The 19,832-nt window shown below is 52.3% G+C and carries 12 protein-coding genes, 1 pseudogene and 1 riboswitch; of the genes and pseudogenes, 12 read left to right on the forward strand and 1 reads right to left on the reverse strand.

The features are described from left to right. Window positions 1-223 (reverse strand): annotated as a pseudogene (locus F557_RS22640) (hypothetical protein); the annotation flags it as partial. A gap of 566 nt (window positions 224-789) precedes the next feature. Between F557_RS22640 and F557_RS0106855 the strand changes: the two are divergent. From F557_RS0106855 to F557_RS21100, 12 genes are all read left to right on the forward strand, one after another. Further along, window positions 790-1,815 (forward strand): methionine ABC transporter ATP-binding protein, encoded by a 1,026-nt coding sequence (locus F557_RS0106855; RefSeq protein ID WP_044143093.1) that lies wholly within the window; start codon window positions 790-792, stop codon window positions 1,813-1,815. After that, a complete protein-coding gene (locus F557_RS0106860) occupies window positions 1,799-2,455 on the forward strand; it encodes a methionine ABC transporter permease (RefSeq protein ID WP_019001503.1) in 657 nt (218 codons plus the stop codon). The genes F557_RS0106855 and F557_RS0106860 overlap by 17 nt, the downstream gene beginning before the upstream one ends. 53 nt (window positions 2,456-2,508) lie before the next feature. After that, window positions 2,509-3,480, forward strand: a complete 972-nt coding sequence (locus F557_RS19140) for a MetQ/NlpA family ABC transporter substrate-binding protein (protein ID WP_019001504.1) — start codon at window positions 2,509-2,511, stop codon at window positions 3,478-3,480. 133 nt (window positions 3,481-3,613) lie between these two features. Further along, window positions 3,614-4,126 (forward strand): hypothetical protein, encoded by a 513-nt coding sequence (locus tag F557_RS0106875; RefSeq protein ID WP_019001506.1) that lies wholly within the window; start codon window positions 3,614-3,616, stop codon window positions 4,124-4,126. A gap of 422 nt (window positions 4,127-4,548) precedes the next feature. Then, complete coding sequence (locus tag F557_RS0106885) at window positions 4,549-6,717, forward strand: GGDEF domain-containing protein (RefSeq protein WP_169335171.1); 2,169 nt, start codon at window positions 4,549-4,551, stop codon at window positions 6,715-6,717. A 100-nt stretch (window positions 6,718-6,817) separates the two neighbouring features. Beyond that, window positions 6,818-6,917: riboswitch (TPP riboswitch) on the forward strand. A 55-nt stretch (window positions 6,918-6,972) separates the two neighbouring features. Further along, window positions 6,973-8,670, forward strand: a complete 1,698-nt coding sequence (thiC, locus tag F557_RS19145; protein ID WP_044143097.1) for a phosphomethylpyrimidine synthase ThiC — start codon at window positions 6,973-6,975, stop codon at window positions 8,668-8,670. Further along, a complete protein-coding gene (gene thiE, locus F557_RS22200; RefSeq protein ID WP_169335172.1) occupies window positions 8,652-10,394 on the forward strand; it encodes a thiamine phosphate synthase in 1,743 nt (580 codons plus the stop codon). Before thiC ends, thiE begins: the two co-directional genes overlap by 19 nt. Further along, window positions 10,391-10,594, forward strand: coding sequence for a sulfur carrier protein ThiS (gene thiS, locus F557_RS0106905; RefSeq protein WP_019001512.1), 204 nt, complete (start codon window positions 10,391-10,393; stop codon window positions 10,592-10,594). The genes thiE and thiS overlap by 4 nt, the downstream gene beginning before the upstream one ends. Then, entirely contained in the window at window positions 10,594-11,397 is an 804-nt protein-coding gene (locus F557_RS0106910; protein WP_019001513.1) for a thiazole synthase, read from the forward strand. The genes thiS and F557_RS0106910 overlap by 1 nt, the downstream gene beginning before the upstream one ends. Beyond that, the gene (gene thiH, locus F557_RS19155; RefSeq protein ID WP_019001514.1) at window positions 11,394-12,551 is read left to right on the forward strand and encodes a 2-iminoacetate synthase ThiH; all 1,158 of its coding nucleotides are present in this window, start codon (window positions 11,394-11,396) and stop codon (window positions 12,549-12,551) included. The genes F557_RS0106910 and thiH overlap by 4 nt, the downstream gene beginning before the upstream one ends. Before the next feature lie 475 nt (window positions 12,552-13,026). Beyond that, window positions 13,027-15,306 carry a clostripain-related cysteine peptidase gene (locus tag F557_RS0106925; RefSeq protein WP_019001516.1) on the forward strand — a complete coding sequence of 760 codons (2,280 nt, stop codon included), beginning with the start codon at window positions 13,027-13,029 and terminating at the stop codon, window positions 15,304-15,306. A 358-nt stretch (window positions 15,307-15,664) separates the two neighbouring features. Beyond that, window positions 15,665-19,603: a DEAD/DEAH box helicase gene (locus F557_RS21100; RefSeq protein WP_019001517.1), complete on the forward strand. Its 3,939-nt coding sequence runs from the start codon at window positions 15,665-15,667 to the stop codon at window positions 19,601-19,603. Window positions 19,604-19,832 lie beyond the last annotated feature (229 nt).

The raw sequence follows: 19,832 nt of genomic DNA on the forward strand, positions 1-19,832 counted from the left end.
CCTGTTCTTCAACTTTTTTGGCTTGATTTTGAAAGGCTTCAGTCTGCTTCTGAATGGTTGAGGTCTGCTCTTGAATGGTTGAGGTCTGCTCTTGAATGGTTGAGGTCTGTTCTTGAATGGTTGATGTAAGTTTTTCGATTAACGAGTAAAGGTTGTCCAGTTTGGAAGTGTCAGTATCGTGCTGATTAGCAGGAAGATTGTTATTTGTGATCTTCGCTTCCATTGCAAATTCCTTCAGCACATCACGATTTTTGTGTGCGATATGGTACGGATTCACCAGCACTTTTGTCAAGAATCCCTGAAGCCTTAAAAAGACGGTTTAAGACCTAATACAACGAAAATAAGCTGCGATTAAATCCTGAATTATGATATTTCCCTGACACAGCTGCATTGCTCAAGATGATAGCACTAATCCCAGACTGCGACAACTTTGCACGCCCAAAGTTGGGAGCAGATCCCAGAGAGACACTGCCGGTATTTCAGCTGCCTTTTTTCCCTGATTTCATAGAATGAGGAAGCAGGATGCTCTGAGTCAGCAATTTTGTTCCGGAGGCTATCCGGAAAACGTCGGAGCCGAAATTTCGCTCCTGTTTTCTGTTTTGGTTTGAAATCGTTTTCCTGTACCAGCCGGAGATCCTGAGTGCAACTGTTAATTAAGACACATTATGCACCGCTGATCATTTAGACACCGTATTATCCCGGGTACAATGAGTTCAGGAAGATCAGCGCGGGTGTTTCTTTTTTTGTTCAATGCGCCGGACTCCTGGATTTGTAACGGAAAGGGCTAATATGACTGACAGCAGCACGGAAGCTTTGATTTCCCTCAGGGGGGTGAGCAAGGTTTTTAAAACCGAAAAGGGAGATGTCATGGCTCTTGACAATGTTTCTCTTGATATTGCCAAAGGTGAAATTTTCGGCATCATCGGCATGTCCGGAGCGGGAAAAAGCACTCTTGTCCGTACCATGAATTTTCTGGAAGTTCCGACAGGCGGTGAGGTGCGGGTGCTCGGAAAGGTTCTCAGCGGACTCACCCGGAAGGAACTGAATGCTCTCAGACACCAGACGGCCATGATTTTTCAGCATTTCAATCTGCTGATGCAGAAGACTGTTATCGACAATGTCTGTTTCCCGCTGATTATTTCTGGGGTTCCCCGAACTGAGGCCCGAACCCGGGCAATGGAGCTTCTCGGGCTGGTGGGGCTTGAGGATCGCTCCGGGGCTTATCCCGCACAGCTTTCGGGAGGGCAGAAGCAGCGGGTCGCCATTGCCAGGGCTCTTTCCACCAATCCGGAGATCCTGCTCTGCGATGAGGCCACTTCGGCTCTGGATCCCCAGTCCACGGTAGCGGTGCTGGATATCCTGAGAGAAATCAATAAAACCATGGGGATTACCATCGTGGTGATTACCCATCAGATGTCCGTGGTCAAGGAGATCTGCACCAGAGTGGCGATAATGGATCATGGCCGTGTTATGGAGACCGGCCCGGTGCTGGAGGTGTTCATGAAGCCCCGTTCCGCAGTCGGCCGTCAGATCATTTTTGACGGTTTTTCGCTGCCGCCTCTGGATACTGACTGGCGTATCCGGGTAGTAATCGAGGGGGATCGTGCTCTTAAGCCGGCGATTGCCTCGCTGATTCAGGAGGTGGGGCCGGTCAGTATCCTGTATGCCGATGTTCAGAATACCGTAGTGGGATCTGCCGGACAGGTGATACTTGAGCTTCCGGAAGATGAGGTTCTCCGGAAGGCAACCTTTGAGTATCTCAGAGCACAGGGACTTTATTTTGAGGTGAAGGGCGGCCATGTATACTCTGACTGATCAGATTCTCATGGGGATCTGGGAAACCGTTTATATGACTCTGGGGGCCACGTTTTTCGGGTACGTGCTGGGAATGCCTCTGGGATTTGTGCTGACTCTGTGTCATAAAAAGGGACTCCGGCCGCATCCCGTTGTCTACCGCATTGTGGATATCATCACCAATATCGGCCGCAGTCTGCCGTTTGTAATTCTGATGGTGCTGGTTATTCCGGTGACGGTTTTTATCATGGGAAAATCCTACGGCTCCACAGCAGCCATCGTTCCTCTGGTGCTGTCTGCCGCTCCCTTTATCGCCCGGCTGGTGGAGTCCTCTCTGAATGAGGTGGATCGGGGGGTTATCGAGGCGGCTCAGAGCATGGGAGCTTCGCTGTGGCAGATTATGTACCGGGTGATGCTGGTGGAATCCCGCACCTCGCTGATCACCGGAGCCACCATTGCTCTTTCAACAATTTTAGGGTATTCGGCCATGGCCGGAGCCATCGGAGGCGGAGGTCTCGGAGCCATTGCCATTCAATACGGCTATCAGCGTTATGACGTCAAGATCATGTGGATATGCGTGATTCTTCTGATAGTGCTGGTTCAGATATTCCAGGTTGCTGGAATGTACATAGCGAGAAAGCTAGACAGAAGAATTGTCTAGCAGTGCTGCCGGCATGTTCTGACGCGGCTTTAGATTACTGAGGAGAAATTGTTATGAAAAAAATACTTGCTTCTGCTCTTGCGATTCTTCTGGTTGCCTGCGGAGCTGATAATGACGGCAGCGGCAGTCCGGAAAAGCAGAGCCGGGTGATTACTATTGCAGCCTCTCCCGCTCCTCATGCGGAAATTCTGTCAGAGGCTGCCAAAAACATGAGGAAAAGAGGCATTGACGTGGATATCAGAATCTTTGATGACTACGTTCAGCCGAATAATGTGGTCGAGAGCGGTGAAATTCAGGCCAACTACATGCAGCACGAGCTATATCTGCACGATTTTAATCATGATCGCGGCACTCATCTTAGGGTTGCCGGCCGGATTCATTATGAGCCTCTGGGCATTTATCCCGGAAAAAAGAAGCAGCTTTCAGAGCTGGCCAGCGGCGATCATGTGGGTATCCCCAATGACACTACCAATGAGGCCCGGGCTCTCCTCCTGCTCCAGGACAACGGGCTAATCAGGCTGAGCAGCGAGGCCGGGCTTACCGCTTCCGTGCGGGATGTAATTGAGAACCCCAGAAATCTGCAGCTGGTGGAAATGGAGGCGGCGCAGCTTCCCCGGGTGAAGGATCAGATGGCCATGGTGATTCTTAACGGAAACTATGCACTGGCAGCCGGCTTTAATGTAGAGAAGGATGCTGTGGCTTTTGAAAAGAGTGAATCTCTGGCAGCGCTGACCTATGTGAATGTTATTGCCGTCAGGGAAGGCCACGAAAAGGATCCTCTGATTCAGTCTCTGGTCAGCGAGCTCCGTTCTGACAGAATCAGGGAGTTTATTCATAACAAGTATTCCGGAGCCGTGATGTTTTACACGGAGCCTATGCGAACCGGTAAGTCGGCCACTGATAAAAAGCCGCCAGAGAAGAAAAAGCATCCGGCTTTTGTTGATGAGCCTTCTCACTCCGGCAGCGATACGAGTTCCGCTGAAGCGCAGGGAGGCAAAGAGGCGGATTTGAACCAGGCTGCCTAGCAGGACGCGCGATTCTGCGGATGACCCCGGTCTGTGATCTGCCGGGGTTTATTTTTTGGAGAAGTGAGACGGGAGATCCGCAGGGAGATGCGGAACTGCCGGCAGGGCCGCAGCTGGGCGGCGGGAGAAAATAATGATTAAAAGACTGTTTCTGATCTGTGCCGGTTTCTGGTCCGGGCTGGGCGCTGCGGCCGGTACCCTGACTGCCGGACAGGAGCTGCCCCTGGAGGAGATTACCGAATTTGTCTTTACCCGGGAAAACATCAATTATCATGCCAGCTTTCTGAGATACCGCTACTATCTTGAGGACGGGAAGCCGTTTTTCAGTCATGTCCGGAGAGAGCGGGAGGATTACGGCCCGACTACTGAGAAGGATACGGTCGCAACAGGAACCATGGCACTGTCACAGAATGACTGGAACCAGGTTCTTCTGCTTATTCAGGGCGGGAAGGTCCGCAAGCGTCAGGATTCTGCCGAGAGCGGTTCCTCGGGCCCCTGGATGTATTTGTACTGGAGGAATGATCGGGGGGAAATCCAGGAATACTCCTTTGCATCCTATGGCGCCGAGCGGAGCTTTGAGGAGTTTTCGGAACAGCTTGCCGCCCGCTCTCAGGCCCCGGCCGGGAATGACCAGACCGGTAAATAGTCCCCTGATACGGAAGCGGGGGCAGGACGAAGAGCTGCTGATATTTCGGATTTTTCGGATTCTGCCGTGCAGGAGATGTTTCCCGGGATTAAAGCGGCATAATTAATGGAGTAAGTGAACGTTATCACGATGTTGGATAACTGATTAACTGCTTCTGATACGGATCATGATATTATTTGTACGAAGTAGGAACTGTAACATAAATATTATCAGAAGTGTCCGCGGGATTATCGTTAACCGGCTTTTTTGCCGGAAGTTTTTTATGCTTTTTCTGAAAAACGGGGTGCTTATTCCGCCTCCTGAATTGCTGTTCTGTCTCTGTTCCCGCTTTTATGTCTGGAGTTTCAGTTACCCGGACAGGTGTTTTCTTGAAAATGGTTTTTGTGCCATCTTTCTTTGAGAAGAGCAGAAGGAACGGAATCATGAGAAGATATTGCAGTTTGCTGTTTATTGCAGGACGTTGCACGATCATGCTACTACGCCGGACGGCAGTGGTATTTCTTTTTCTTTTTCCGCTGATGTCTCTGGCCGGTAACGATGAAGAGGTCATCCGGGTTGGCTGGCATGAAGCTCCGTATTTCATGAAGGATCAGTTTGGCAGAAGGGCGGGGTATTCATACGAATACCAGCAGAAGCTGGCAGCCTATACCGGATGGCGGTACGAGTATGTGGAGGGCGGCTGGTCGGAATTGCTGGAGATGCTGCGCAAGGGGGACATCGACCTTCTGGCAAACGTATCATACACCGAGGAACGCTCCCGTAGTTTCCTGTATGCTTCTCTGCCCATGGGAACGGAGGTGTACTATGTGTTTGTCGCTCCTGACAATACAGCTGTCACCTCGGCGGATTACACCTCCCTGAACGGTAAAACAGTAGGAGTTGCCAAGGACAGCATCCAAAGCGAAATGTTCCGCCGGTGGGCAGAATCCCATAATGTCCGGCCGGAGCTTGTTGAGCTCACCAGCACGGAGGAGGAATCCCTGCATATGCTGGGGAATAAGCTGGATGCCTTTGTTACCATGGACGTGAATATAGCTCCCCGCACCGCAGTGCCGGTCTGGAAGATCGGATCTTCGGATTACTATTTTGCGGTCGCCTCCGGCCGGGCGGATCTTCTCCCCCGGCTCAATGCCGCCATGAGCAGTATTCAGGATGAGAACATCCTTTATGCCCAGCAGCTCAGCAGTAAGTATTTTAAGGATGCAAAAGCCAATCTTTTTCTCAACTCTGAAGAAAAGTCGTGGCTTAAGGAGCACGGAAAGATCCGGGTGGGCTATCAGGACAACTATCTTGCATTCTGTGCCCGGGATCCGGTAACCGGGGAGCTGACGGGGACTTTAAGGAATTATCTGGATTATGCATCCTATGCCTTTGAGAACGCGCACCTTGATTTTGAGGCAATTCCCTATCCCACTGTCTATGATGCCATAGAAGCGCTTAGGAATGGCGAGATTGACTGCCTGTTTCCTGTTAATCTGGTAACATCTGATGCTGAAGAGCTTGGCATGATCACGACTCCCCCGCTTATGAAGACCAAAATGGAAGCGGTGGTGCGTGATGCCGACAAAATGGATTTTTTCCGGCGGGATCAGGTGACGGCGGCAGTGAACCGGGGTAATACCAATTATGAAATGTACCTGAGGGAGCATTTTCCGCACTGGCAGATCAAGTATTTCCCGGATACGGCTACGGGACTCGAGGCGATTGCTTCCGGAGAGGCAGATGCTCTGCTTCTCAGTAATTATCGTGTCAATAATGTCGCCAAGCAGTGCCGCAAGCTGGATTTGACAACAGTTGATACTGATGCGGAGATCGAGTATTACATTGCACTGCGCCGGGGAGATGCCCATCTCTATTCCATTCTGGCAAAAACCACGGCCATTGTTCCCGAAAGCGCGGTTCATGCGGCTCTGACACATTATTCGGCTGAAGATGCGAGAACCGGATTTATTGACGTCATCATTGACAATCTGGTGGCGGTGCTTCTGGGAATCGTCTCGGTAGTTCTTCTGATTCTGTTACTGCTGGGACGCAGCATTCGGGCAGAAAAGAAGGTGACCGACGGTGAACTCAGGATCAAGGCTCTCAGCAGCAAGGTATTTGTTGATGCACTGACTCATGTCAGGAACAAGGGCGGGTATGATGAGTATATTAACCATCTCCAGAACCGACTTGACAGCGGGGAGAGTTTCGGGATAGCAATCGGCATTTTTGACTGCGACAACCTGAAGGGCATCAATGACCGCTACGGGCATGATAAGGGCAATATTTATCTCCAGACCTCCTGCAGTATGATCTGCCGGGTATTTCAGCACAGTCCGGTATTCCGGATCGGCGGAGATGAGTTTGTGGTAATTTTTCTGGGCGGGGATTATGAGATCCGGGATCAGCTTATAAAGCAGTTTCAGGAAAGGCAGGCCGCTACCGGCACCACGGCGCAGAATGACTGGGAAAAGGTTGGCGTTTCCTGCGGAGTTGCCGTGTATGATCCTTCCCTTGACGGTTCTCTGAAGGAGCTGGCACGTCGTGCTGATCAGCTGATGTACGAGGACAAGAATATCCGCAAGTCCTCCGGGGACATCCCTGGCTAACGGATCTCCGCTGCTGTCTTCTTTCCGGGCCTGACGAGTCCAGTCTTAATATTTCCGGCATTGATTATTTTGCAGCATTGTCGGATAATCAGCATGTCTTTACCGTCTGTCGGAGTGCCCCGTGGCTGAGATCGCTTTCCGCGAAATCCGTACCACCTGCTCAGGATAATGCCTGCGAAGGAAACAGCGCCAATTGGAACCAGTTCCCAGGACCGCGGAGTCCCGTTCCGGCAGCCCCTTTTTATGAGAGTAACTATGGCATCTGCAATTATGGAACGCATGAAGGCCGAGAAGGAGGCCCAGGAACGTCTGGGACGTCTTCAGGGATTTGCCTATCCCTCCTCCTCACGTACCTTCAAAACCTCCCCGGATGGTACATTCCGGGTTCCCTGTCGCACTGTAAATCTTTCCAACGGAGAACAGGTGGATCTTTATGATACCTCCGGCATCTACGGCGATCCGGCTTCGGAAATTGATGTTACCAGGGGCATTCCCCTGCTGAGAGAGCCCTGGCTCAGTGCCAGAACTGATCTTGAAATCGTAAGGCCGGCTCAGGAATCCTGCGGTATCATCTCTCCCAAATGCACCAGAAGGGGCCGAAGCGGTTCCGGGATCACGCAGCTTGCGCTGGCCCGGGCCGGGGTTATTACTCCGGAGATGCGCTATGCGGCCATGAGAGAGAATATCGGGGATCCCCGGGAGACGGTCACTCCGGAAATGGTGCGGGAGGAAATCGCCGCCGGCCGGGCCATCATTCCCGCCAATATCAATCACCCCGAGGCCGAGCCCATGATTATCGGCTCCCGTTTCCGGGTGAAGATCAATTCCAACATCGGAAATTCCAGCATTACCTCCTCGGTGGCCGAAGAAGTGGAAAAGATGGTGTTCAGCACCATTTACGGAGCGGATACTGTTATGGACCTCAGTACCGGGAACAGGATTCATGAAACCCGGGAAGGAATCATCAGAAACTCACCGGTGCCTATTGGAACTGTTCCGCTTTATCAGGCGCTGGAAAAGGTAAACGGCATTGCCGAGGATCTTAACTTTGCGGTGTTCCGGGAAACTCTGACGGAGCAGGCGGAGCAGGGAGTGGACTATTTCACTATTCATGCCGGGCTTCTGAGACGCTTTATTCCCGCTGTTACCAGAAGACTCACCGGTATCGTGTCCCGCGGCGGATCAATTATGGCCCGGTGGTCTATTGCCCATCATCAGGAAAATTTCCTTTATACCCACTTTGACGAGATCTGCGATATCTGCGCAGCCTACGATGTGGCCATTTCTCTGGGGGATGGCCTCAGGCCGGGATCCGTTCACGATGCCAACGACGAGGCGCAGTTCGGAGAGCTCAAGGTTCTCGGCGAACTGGCAGAAAGAGCCTGGCAGAAGGGCGTTCAGGTAATTATTGAGGGACCTGGGCATGTGCCTATGCATCTTATCAGGGAGAACATGGAGCTTCAGAAGGAGTTCTGTCATGAGGCGCCTTTCTATACTCTGGGGCCGCTGGTAACTGACATTGCTCCGGGATATGACCATTTCACCTCCGGAATCGGCGCCGCCATGATCGGCTGGATGGGAACCGCCATGCTCTGCTATGTGACTCCCAAGGAACATCTGGGGCTGCCCCGGCGAGATGATGTCCGTGAAGGTCTGATGGCTTACCGGATTGCGGCGCATGCTGCGGATCTGGCGCGGGGGCATCCGGCGGCGATGGCCTGGGATAACGCCATGAGCAAGGCCCGGTTCGAGTTCCGGTGGAATGATCAGTTTGCTCTCAGCATAAATCCGGAAAGGGCCCGGAAATTTCATGACGAGGACCTGCCGGAGGAATGCCACAAGAATTCCGAGTACTGTTCCATGTGCGGCCCGAAATTCTGTTCTGCCCGGCTTTCCCGGGAAATCAGGAATCTTGGCAGGGAGGAGATTGCCAGATGTCTGAGCCAGGAATAGTTCTTATAATTGCCGCCACGGATTCCACCTGCGGCGCCGGAGCCTTTCAGGATGCCCGGGTGGTGACGGAGCTGGGAATGATTCCCATGGTGGCCGAAACTGCAATGACGGTGCAGACCGGAGAAGCGGTGCTTAGGTCGGATCCCGCAAAGCGCAGCAGTCTCAGGGAAGTATTCCGGACTGTCCTGGAGCGGAATGTGGTTTTTAAGCTGAGAGCGGTGAAAATCGGTCTTATTCCCACGGAGAAGATTTTTCAGGCAGTGGTAAGCTTCCTTATCAGGCTGCGGGAGATCCGGGGTGCGGACTTTCCTGTGGTCTGGGATCCGGTTACCATCGCCGGAAACGGAGATCCCCTGGCGGATTATGATATCCGGGAATGTGCCCAGGATCTTATGCCTCTGGCCTCTCTGATAACCCCGAACATTTCGGAAGCCATGAATCTTTCCGGAACCTCACAGAGTCTGGACAGCATTGAATCCTGCGGACTCTGGGCCCGTACTGTCGGGGACTGGTTTGCCGAGGCGGGAGCTGACAGTGTTTATATCAAGGGCGGTCATCTGGAGCAGTACACCGGAAATCCGGATCTTAAAGGAACGATCCTTAATATGCTTGTTAAGAATGTCTCCAGCAGTATCGCGGTTCTGACGCACCGGAGAACCCTGTTTCCCGCCGGGGAGCCGGGCAGAGTTCACGGCACCGGCTGCGCTCTTTCTGCTGCTGTGGCAGCGTTTCTGGGACAGAACCTCCCCCTGGAGGAGGCTCTGGTACGCGCCGAGATGTACGTGTCCGGAAGGATCCGGGAATCCCGGGCAGTGTTTTCCGGTATGAGAATTCTGGGGGACGGCGGCACCTGTCCGGCATTTGAGGATCTGCCGCTTTTCTTTCCGTGCTTTCAGGAATTCCGGAGCAGGCTCTCTGCCAGCATGCCGGCCTTTCCGGAGTGTCCGGAGAAGCTGGGGCTTTACCCGGTGCTTCCGGACAATGACTGGGTGCTCCGCTGTCTCCAGGCGGGAGTCAGAACCCTGCAGCTTCGCATAAAGAAATGGGACAGCCAGGAACAGCTCCGGCAGGAAATCCGCAGGGCAGTGGAGCTGGGTCGTAAGTATCATGCCCGGGTTTTCATAGACGATCACTGGGAGCTGGCGGTGCAGGAAAATGCCTACGGGGTGCATCTCGGACAGGAGGATCTGGAGGCTGCCGATCTGGAGCTTATCAGAAATGCCGGACTCCGGCTGGGCGTATCCACCCACAGCTATGCCGAAGCTGCGCGGGCGCTTCAGGTGAAGCCCTCCTATATCGCTCTCGGGCATATTTTTCCGACCAGTTCCAAAATAATGCCCTCGGCGCCTCAGGGAACCACCCGGCTGGCGGATTATGTGCGGATTCTGGGACGAAGCTATCCTCTGGTAGCTATCGGCGGCATCAAGATCGCAAATGCTCCGGAGGTTCTTAAAACCGGTGTCGGCAGCGTGGCGGTGATTACTGCGATTACCGAGAACCCCGATCCCGGGGCCGCTATCCGGGAATGGCAGGAACTGCTTAGGAAGTTTGGAATCCGGGATTCTGACGAGCTGTTTCCGGACGGAAGCCCGGAAGCGGAGAAAACGGCTAAGACCAGGACCGCAAAGGGCCACAAGGACAAAGCCCCCGGGTCCGGGAAGAATTCCGGACAGAAGCTGTCCAAAAAGAAGAATTCCGGAAACAGAAAGGAAAAATCAAAATGAAAATTCAGCTTAACGGAAAATCCGTCGAAACCGGGGCGGGGACTCTCAAAGCACTTCTGGAGACGCTTCCGGATCTTCCGGAGCATTATGCGGTGGCTCTTAATGACGAAATTATCCCGAAGGAGCGTCTGAATGATGCTGAGCTCCATGAAGGGGATGCGGTAGAGGTGTTTTCTTTTATGGCGGGAGGAGCTTTCTGATGACTGTTGCTGAAGATGCGCCGCTCCTGATTGGCGGCAAGGCATTTAAATCCCGGCTTTTTACCGGAACCGGCAAATTCGCTTCCGGCTCTCTCCTCCGGGAGGCTGTTCTGGCATCCGGTACAGAGCTGGTGACTATGGCGGTGAAACGGCTGGATTTTCAGGGGCGTACCGATGCTATTCTGCCGGCACTCAAGGATCTTCCGGTAACCCTGCTCCCCAACACTTCCGGAGCCCGTACTGCCCGGGAGGCGGTATTTGCCGCTCATCTGGCCTGTGAGGCTCTGGGTACTGACTTTATCAAGGTGGAGATTCATCCAGACGTGAGATATCTCATGCCGGATCCTGTGGAAACTCTGAAGGCCACCGAGGAGCTGGCTAAGGAGGGGTTTCTGGTGATGGCCTACTGCGGAGCCGATCCCATGCTGTGTCTCAGACTGGCCCGGGCCGGAGCTGCGGCGGTAATGCCTCTTGGGGCTCCTATCGGCAGTAATCAGGGGCTGGCCACCCGGGCCATGCTTAAAATCATTATTGCTCAGAAGGAGGCTCCCATTGTGGTGGACGCCGGCATCGGTCTGCCTTCCCAGGCCGCGGAGGCCATGGAGCTGGGGGCGGATGCAGTTCTGGTTAATACCGCTATTTCCGTATCCCGGGATCCTGCCGGTATGGCCCGGGCCTTCGCCGGAGCAGTAGCAGCAGGACGGCAGGCCTGGCTCTCGGGGCCGGGGGCTGTTTCCGAGGAGGCTCATGCCACCAGCCCCCTGGAGGCTTTTTTGCGTGATTGTGACGGAGACCGGTCATGAGCTTTTATGATGAGATCACTGCCGCAGGAATAGCTGGCTATGACGCGGCGGTGGATGCCTGTACGGACGGAGACGTGTCAAGGGCGCTTTCAAAAAGCAGAACCGGGGACAGTCTGGATCTCGGAGATTTCATGGCGCTGATTTCGCCCCGGGCGACGCCGTACCTGTCGGATATGGCCGTCCTGGCGGAGCAGTATACCAGAAGGCGTTTCGGCAATACGGTCAGTATGTATCTTCCGCTTTATCTTTCGAATCTCTGCCTTAACAACTGCCGGTACTGCGGCTTTGCGGCTCATAACAGATTTCCCCGCAAGTTTCTGACGGCGGAGGAGACCCGTCTGGAATGCGAGGCTATCCGCAGGATGGGCTACGAGAATATCCTGGTGGTATCCGGAGAGGATCCCCGGCACTGCGGGATGGAGTATTTCCGGGAGCAGCTCCGGATTGTGAATCAGTATGCCAGCTATATGTCACTGGAAATTCAGCCTCTGGACACGCCGGAATACCGGGAGATGAAAAGTCTCGGGGTTGATTATGTCTGTGTCTATCAGGAAACCTATGATCCGGAGTGCTACCGGGAAAATCATCTTTCCGGAAAAAAACGGGACATGCGCTACCGGATGGAGACTCCGGAGCGGGTAGGGGATGCCGGTATTGACAAGGTGGGGCTGGGGGCTCTTCTGGGGCTTTACCGCTGGAAGTCGGACGTGGTGGCTCTGACACGCCATCTTATGTATATGCGCCGGCACTATCCGGAAACCCGGCTTAGTATTTCCTTTCCGAGGCTGCGTCCGGCGGAAGGGGGCTTTCAGCCGGAGTATCCGCTGTCCGATCGGCAGATGATTCAGTGTCTCTGCGCCTGGCGACTCTTTGATCGCGAGCTGGAAATTTCAATTTCAACCCGGGAAAGCCCCCGGTTCCGGGATGTGATCACCCCGGTGGTGATTACCTCCATAAGTGCCGGATCCAGTACCCAGCCTGGCGGATACGCTGCAGATCATCATGATCTTTCGCAGTTCGTTATCAATGACAGCCGTTCCGTGGCCGAGGTTAGTGCGGCGCTTAGGCGGCACGGTCTTGAGCCGGTGTTCCGGGAGGCCAGATCCCAGATTCTGGAACCGGCCGGGAGTGAAGCAGCCTTCCCGGCAGCCTAAAAGATACAGAAGGATCCGGTACCGGGGATTCCCGGGCTCTGTTTCCCCGGATGGGAGATGCCTGTTCTGCTGTTCCTGGCGTCAGGAGTCCCGGGAGTGTTTCCGGCGGTACTCGCAGTACCAGGCGCGTATGCTGTTCCCCGCGGCCGGAAATTTCAGAACAGAGTCCGAATCCTCCTGACAGAAGCATATTGCGGTTCCGTCTCTTCCTTAAGGGAAATCTTTCCAATGAAATTCTTTCCTTTATCACTTATCACCGCTTGATCTACAATTACACGGACCTTCTTTTTGTCTGCAACCTGTCGGCTGGCTGGCGTGTTCGGAACACCGGGTGTCCGCCCGTTTCTGACTTTTTGGAAAAAAAGACGCATTCTGCGCCGTTTTTTTCCGCTGCTCTGCCATGACACTGGTTCCCGGGCAGCTTTTTTGCGCTCCGGCGAGGCCGGGTTCCCGGAACTGTTACTAAGGTACTTTTATGTTTTTTGCTAAATTCGGAAGACGTCTTTTTGTTTTCCTGGCGCTCCTGGCGTTTATGCTTTTTTCTCCGCTGGCTCAGGCCAGGGAGAATGTTCCCTGGCTTATCTATTTTTATCTTGTCGGATCTGATCTGGAGAGCGGCGGAGATGAAGGTGACAAGTCCGGGGGCAGCGCCACCATGGATCTTCAGGAAATTGTTGATAGCATGGCCGGCGATAATGTCCGCTTTCTGATTCAGACCGGCGGTGCCGCCAAATGGCAGAACGATGTGGTTTCCAGCAACAAGGTGCAGATATACGAGGTCAAGGACAATGATATCGAGCTCCTCAAAAGCTGGAATAACCAGAGCATGGGCAGGGCGGACACTCTGGCGCGTTTTCTGGAGTTCGGGGAACAGCGGTACAACCCGCAGCGCCGGATGATTATTTTCTGGAATCACGGCTCTGGTCCGGTGGGCGGCGTTGGCTATGATGAAAACTTTTCAGATGACTTCCTGAAAATGACCGAACTGGAACAGGCATTTAAAAGAGTTTACGGCGATACCGTAAAGCCTTTTGACGTTATCGGCTTTGATGCCTGTCTTATGGGGTCTCTTACCTCTGGCTTCTTTATGAACCGCTGGGGACATATGATGATTGCCTCGGAGGAGGTTGAGCCCAGTCTGGGCTGGTTCTATACCCCGTGGCTTGACAGCCTGGAAAAGAATCCGAAGATGAGCCTCAGAAAGCTGGGGCAGAGCATTGTGGATACCTACGTCCAGGACTGCCATACCTATGATTCCGATGACAGCGTTACGCTGTCAGCGGTGTCTCTGGATGAATTTCCGGAGCTGATGTTCTCCTACAACCAGCTGGGCGCCGCACTGGTGGACAAGCTGGATGATTCGGGACGGCTTTTTACCAGTATCGGCAGAGCTGCCGGCAAGGCTGAATCCTACGGACTCCACAGAAAGGGCAACTATTCCGATGTTATTGATCTTAAGCAGTATACCGACAATCTCAGGAGTCTGGCTCCCAAGGAGGCTGATGATCTTAATAAGGCTCTTTCCAAATATGTGATTTACCGGAAAAACGGACGGCTTAAAAAGGGCGCCGGAGTTTCGGTGTACTATCCTTTGGGCGGTCAGAAGGAGCATTACCGGTATGTTATGGAGGAAGGAGCTCCGTCTGTGCTGAATGTGGCCTACGGGCTCCAGCTCGGAACCATTGACAGGAAAAGCGTGGATCGGATGCAGAAGCGTATCGAGGACGGCAATGAATTCCTGGCCCGGATGCAGAAGATTAATAAGCAGTATGCCGGCTATATGGACAACGGTGCTCAATCCGGCTCCGGAACTGCTGTCCCCGGCCCTGACCACCCCACGGAACCGGGACCGGATTCACCGCCGCAGTCTCTTTTCAGTGCTAATTTCCATACCAGCACCGGTCATCTGGTGGCCTTTGCACAGACGGCTCAGACAGCCCAGAAGAAGGATATTACCAGTCTTGAGGATATCAAAATCTCCTTCGACAAGGACTCCAATGCCTTTGTAAAGGTTCCGAAGGAGCTCCTGTCCTCTATCAGCAGCGTGGAACTGCAGGTAATGCTATATTCTCCGCCGAATAAGGAAACTCCGAATGGACTTCTGGTGTACATCGGATCCGATAAGCGGGTATCCGAGGACTGGGAGAAGGGGATTTTTACAGATACCATGGACGGAACCTGGGCCGCTATGGACGGGCATCTGCTGCCGCTCACTGTGGCAAATGCCACCGATGACTACATTACCTATGACTGCGATATAAAGATAAACGGAGTGCCCTATAACATGGTAGTGGCCTACAATCAGGAGACTGATACCTACGGCATTATGGGGGTTCAGAAGATAAATGAAAACGGGATTCCGGGGCGTCTGTCCAACAGTCTCAAGCCGGGTGATAAAATCACAACCCGGTTTTACGCCTCTGCTATTACCAAGGATACTGAGGAAGAGCTGTTTGATAATGACACATTTGAATACCGCAAGGATTCAAAAATCAAGGATGAGGATCTTGGAGAGTCGAAGCTGCTGTTCAGTTTTGCCTTCAGTGATTCCTTCGGAAATTCCGCTTCCTCGGAGCTGGTGGCTCTTGAGATCAATGACAAGAACGAGCTGATAATTCAGTCATTTGATGATGTCCTTGAAGAGCTGAGAGGTAATTCTTCTGACGATGATGACAGCGGTGATGACAGCGACGATGAGGATGACAGCGGTGATGACAGTGACGATGAGGATGACGATGAGGATGACGATGAATAACGTACTATCCTAGGCGGACAGTAACATTGCTGTGAATTATCAAGGGGCTTCATAAAAATGAGGCCTCTTTTTTTGTGTACAGAACAGTATTTTCAGGAATTCTGAGGATGGAGGGATAGAAAAGGGATCATAAAAATACGGTAGCAAATCAGCGACATCAGGGAATTGACATCACAGCCAATCAGGCTATGATCATCTTGCGTCGTTCATTTCTGCTCGGTACGTCATGCCGCAGCCATCCGGAAAATATAGAGCATCGGCACGTACAGGGAATATCCTCCGTTTGGTCTCCGGAATGCGCCCCATACTCCCCCAATAGGCCTATAAGCAAGTCCATGATAACGTTAAAGGTTTTGTGATGATTATAAATAAGATTACTGAGTTTGATGTACCTATACTCAAAGAAGTATATGAACTTAAGGATATTTTTACCGACGAACTCCTGAAAAAAGCCTCCGGCCTTACAGTTATTGATTACCGGGTGTCCTATTCATCTTTCTTATATAGCTATGAAAGGGAAAGAAGGAAGGATGTGATTCCTCTTCGCATCAATGGGACGTTTGAGTTTTCTGTGGACGTTACCTCCAGGCGTTACGGAAAACAGCGCCGCACTTTTACTGATGAATGCACTGTATATCATCTCCCGAGAAAACTTGGTGATAGTATTTCCGATATTAGCTACAGCTGCGAGATCTGCAAACGGTATAACCGCCAGGATCTGTGCGAGCATGCGGCAGCCCTGTTGCTTGAACTCATGAAGGATATTGGCAAGTTTGTCCTGCCAGAAGGGGATTATCCCTACCGAGTTCGTTTTAACAAGGAGCGGTTCCATAGGTTCAGTCAGGAGATCAGAGAATACCGCACAAAATGTTCCGGCAAGCTGGTACCGGCTCTGAAATTTTATGATAAGCAGAATATTCCTCTGACGCAGGACGGTATTGTTTTTTATGATGTGCTGGGCTACGTAGAGAACTGTGTGACGTGCAAGGCGGCCATGGATCTTGCCAGGGAACTGATGAGTGACAGCAGTTTTTCATTGCACATGTTCGTTGATTATTTCAGAAACAGCCGTACCAATGAATATTCTCTGGGAGCCACCGGTTACGTCACCTGCTATCCCGATAGGTTTGACTTTTCCTTCACAATGACAGCGAACCGTATTGTTTGGGAGCTTCCGGAATATAAGGAACATAATGACAGTATTTCAATGGGATGTATCCCCTATGACTATACTCCCGAGGATCTGGACGGCAAGGATTTTCTGAATGAGTACCAGCTTGCTATGGTGGTAAAGCTGCTGGATGATATCAGGGTTAAAGGCAATTTTCAGGATTCCACCGATGACCATGCCACAAAGTTTTTCAGCAGCATTGAGAACTTCCGCGAGATGGAGCTTGATGCTCTGGATAGCGACAGCAAATCCGGAGATGATGAACAGAAGAAGGTGCTGGAACTTTATCCGAGAATAGTCACTAATTCCCAGGAGACCAATCTTGGCTTTAAAATCGGCCGTATCGGCGAAAAAAAAAGCTATGTGTTAAGGAATATTCAAAATCTGGTTTACTGCTATCGTCGCAGACAGGTGTTTGAGCTGTCAAAGACTGCCAGTATTGATTTCAAAACTGAGGATTTTACCCCGGATAGCATGCGGCTTATGCAGTTCATCATTAAGAGGCACGACAGTATTGCCAGGGTTACCGAAGATATTGCAAACCGGCACAATTCATATTTAGAGCCCCGGGTTCAGGCCCAGATGCCTTTTTCAGGACAGGATCTGGATAACTTCTTTGATACTGCCCGGAATATGCAGATTGAGTATGAGGATAATGATTCCGGCCTCCATGACAGTCTTACTGTGGGCGCCGATGTTCCCATTAATTTCAGGCTGGAGCTTAATACTACCAGGGATGCCAGAAAGAATATCACCGGAGTCAGTCTTACCGGGGTTATTCCCAGAATCCGTAACGGTGCCGTAGACAAGTACATTCTGGACAGTAAAACCCTTAAAAAAGTATCCGGCAGGGAGGTGCAGCTTCTGAAGCCCTTCTCGGACATTGCCGATGATAACGGCCGGTTCTATCTTTTTGTTGGTCGTCCTAATCTCAGTGAGTTCTATTACCGGGTGCTTCCGGTGCTTATGGATAATCCGTTTGTGGACGTGGTGGACAACTGCGAGGGACTCGTGGACGGCTATCTCAATCCGGAGCCGGTGTTCGAGTTCTTCCTGGATTATGACGGAGCCCGGGTGACCCTGAAGCTGGTGGTTTCCTATGAAGAAAAGTCCTATACGCTTACCGGCGATAATCAGAAGGACGAGTTCTATCATGACTACAAGCAGGAGGAGCGCGTCGTCAGGGAGGTGCTGCGCTTTTTCAAGAAGCCTGCCGGAAATGAGCTCTGGTACCGGGAGGTGGATGACGATCTTCTGTTCAGCTTTATTTCCGGCAATGTGGAGCGTCTGGAGCGTTTCGGAACGGTAAGAGGAACCGTGGCTTTCAGCAGTCTCAAGGTTCGGAAGACCCCGTCCATCAGAATCGGGGTTTCCGTGGCCAGCAACATGATGGATATTACGGTAACGGCTGCGGAAATTGACAGGAAGGAGCTTCTGGCTGTTATGAACAGCTATCGGCTCAGGAAGAAATGGTTCCGCCTGAAGTCCGGAGAATTTATCGATCTGGCCGATGATGAAATGCTCCGGGAGATTTCGGAGTTTCTGGATAAGATCGATCTGGTTCCGGCGGACGTGATTCAGAAGAAAGCCAGGCTGCCTTTGTTCCGGGCATTGTATCTGGACAAGCTGATGCAGGATCACGAGAGTCTGGCCATGAGCCGGGATAATACCTACCGCAGTCTTGTGCGCAGCTTCAATTCCATCCGGGATTCCGACTACGAACCCGCGGACGAGCTCAAGGAGGTTCTCCGCGAATACCAGAAGCATGGCTTTAAGTGGCTGGAAACCGTTAAGCATGCCGGATTCGGCGGTATTCTTGCTGATGACATGGGACTCGGCAAGACCCTGCAGATGATTTCAGTTATTAAGTCATCCATTTCTGAAGGGGCAAAGAAGCCTTCGCTTATTGTGTGTCCGGCCTCTCTGGTTTATAACTGGGCGGAGGAGTTTGCCAGATTCACTCCGGATATCCGGGTCTGCATCATGGCCGGCACTCTCGCGGTCCGGAAAGCGCATCTTAACGATCTGTCCGACAAGGACGTGCTGGTAACCTCATATGATCTGCTGACCCGGGATATTGCGCTGTACCAGACTTTGGAATTCGAGCTTCTGGTTATCGACGAGGCGCAGTATATTAAAAATCCCAAGGCCGGCCATTCCAAGGCGGTGAAGGCTGTTAATGCCAGTGTCCGTTTCGCTCTCACCGGTACTCCCATTGAGAACCGGCTGTCCGAGCTCTGGAGTATTTTTGACTTTGTGATGCCGGGCTTCCTTTACGGCTATACGGACTTCAACAAAAAGTTTGAATCCCCGATAACGAAGACGCAGGATCCTGAGGCCACTCTGAAGCTGAAGAGCATGATTTCTCCGTTTATCCTGCGCCGCCAGAAGGCTGATGTGCTGAAGAACCTGCCCGCCAAGATCGACGAGGTGCGCTATACCAGAATTACCGGAGAGCAGCAGAAGCTTTATGACGCCCAGGTTATGAAGATGAAGCAGATGATCCAGATATCCGGTAACAGCGGCGAGGACAAGATCCGGATTCTGGCCGAGCTTACCAGAATTCGCCAGATCTGCTGTGATCCCTCGCTGGTCTATGAGGGCTATGAAAAGGAAAGTGCCAAGAGAGAGGCCTGCATGGATCTTATAGAGACAGCCATTGATGCCGGTCATCGCATGCTGGTGTTTTCACAGTTCACCTCCATGCTGGAGCTTCTGGAGAAGGATCTGAATTCCCGGAAGATCTCCTATTACAAGATTACCGGCAGCACGCCAAAGGAAAAGCGTATCACTATGGTTCATGAGTTCAACGAAGGTGATACTCCGGTATTCCTCATTTCCCTCAAGGCGGGCGGCACCGGACTCAATCTGGTGGGGGCGGATACTGTTATTCACTATGATCCGTGGTGGAATCTGGCCGTGCAGAATCAGGCCACCGACCGGGCCCATCGTATTGGACAGACCAGAAATGTAACCGTGTACCGGCTGATTCTCAAGGGCACCATTGAAGAAAAGATTCTGGCGCTGCAGGAGACCAAGAAGGATCTGGCAGAGTCGATTCTGGAAGGAAACAGCCAGTCGCTTATGAGTCTCTCCTCGGAGGAGCTTCTGGCATTGCTTTCCTGATATGGAGGCGTTTTGTTGGGACGCTCTTGATTCCGGAGGAGCGCCGTTTTTTTGAGCCTGGAGAGAAAGTGCCTGAGGTCAGTGGGGAGGGGAATGCTACGGAGCCGTGAAGCCGTCCCCCGGCGGCCGGTTTAACATCTGGCTTTATTATGAGGCTTCCTGAAAAAGCCGGGGGGTTTTCCGGCTTTGAGTGTGCCGGGGACGGTTCTTAAGATTTCACAGATATGCT

Origin of the sequence: Succinimonas amylolytica DSM 2873 (assembly GCF_000378405.1) — a bacterium.
Classification (GTDB): domain Bacteria; phylum Pseudomonadota; class Gammaproteobacteria; order Enterobacterales; family Succinivibrionaceae; genus Succinimonas; species Succinimonas amylolytica.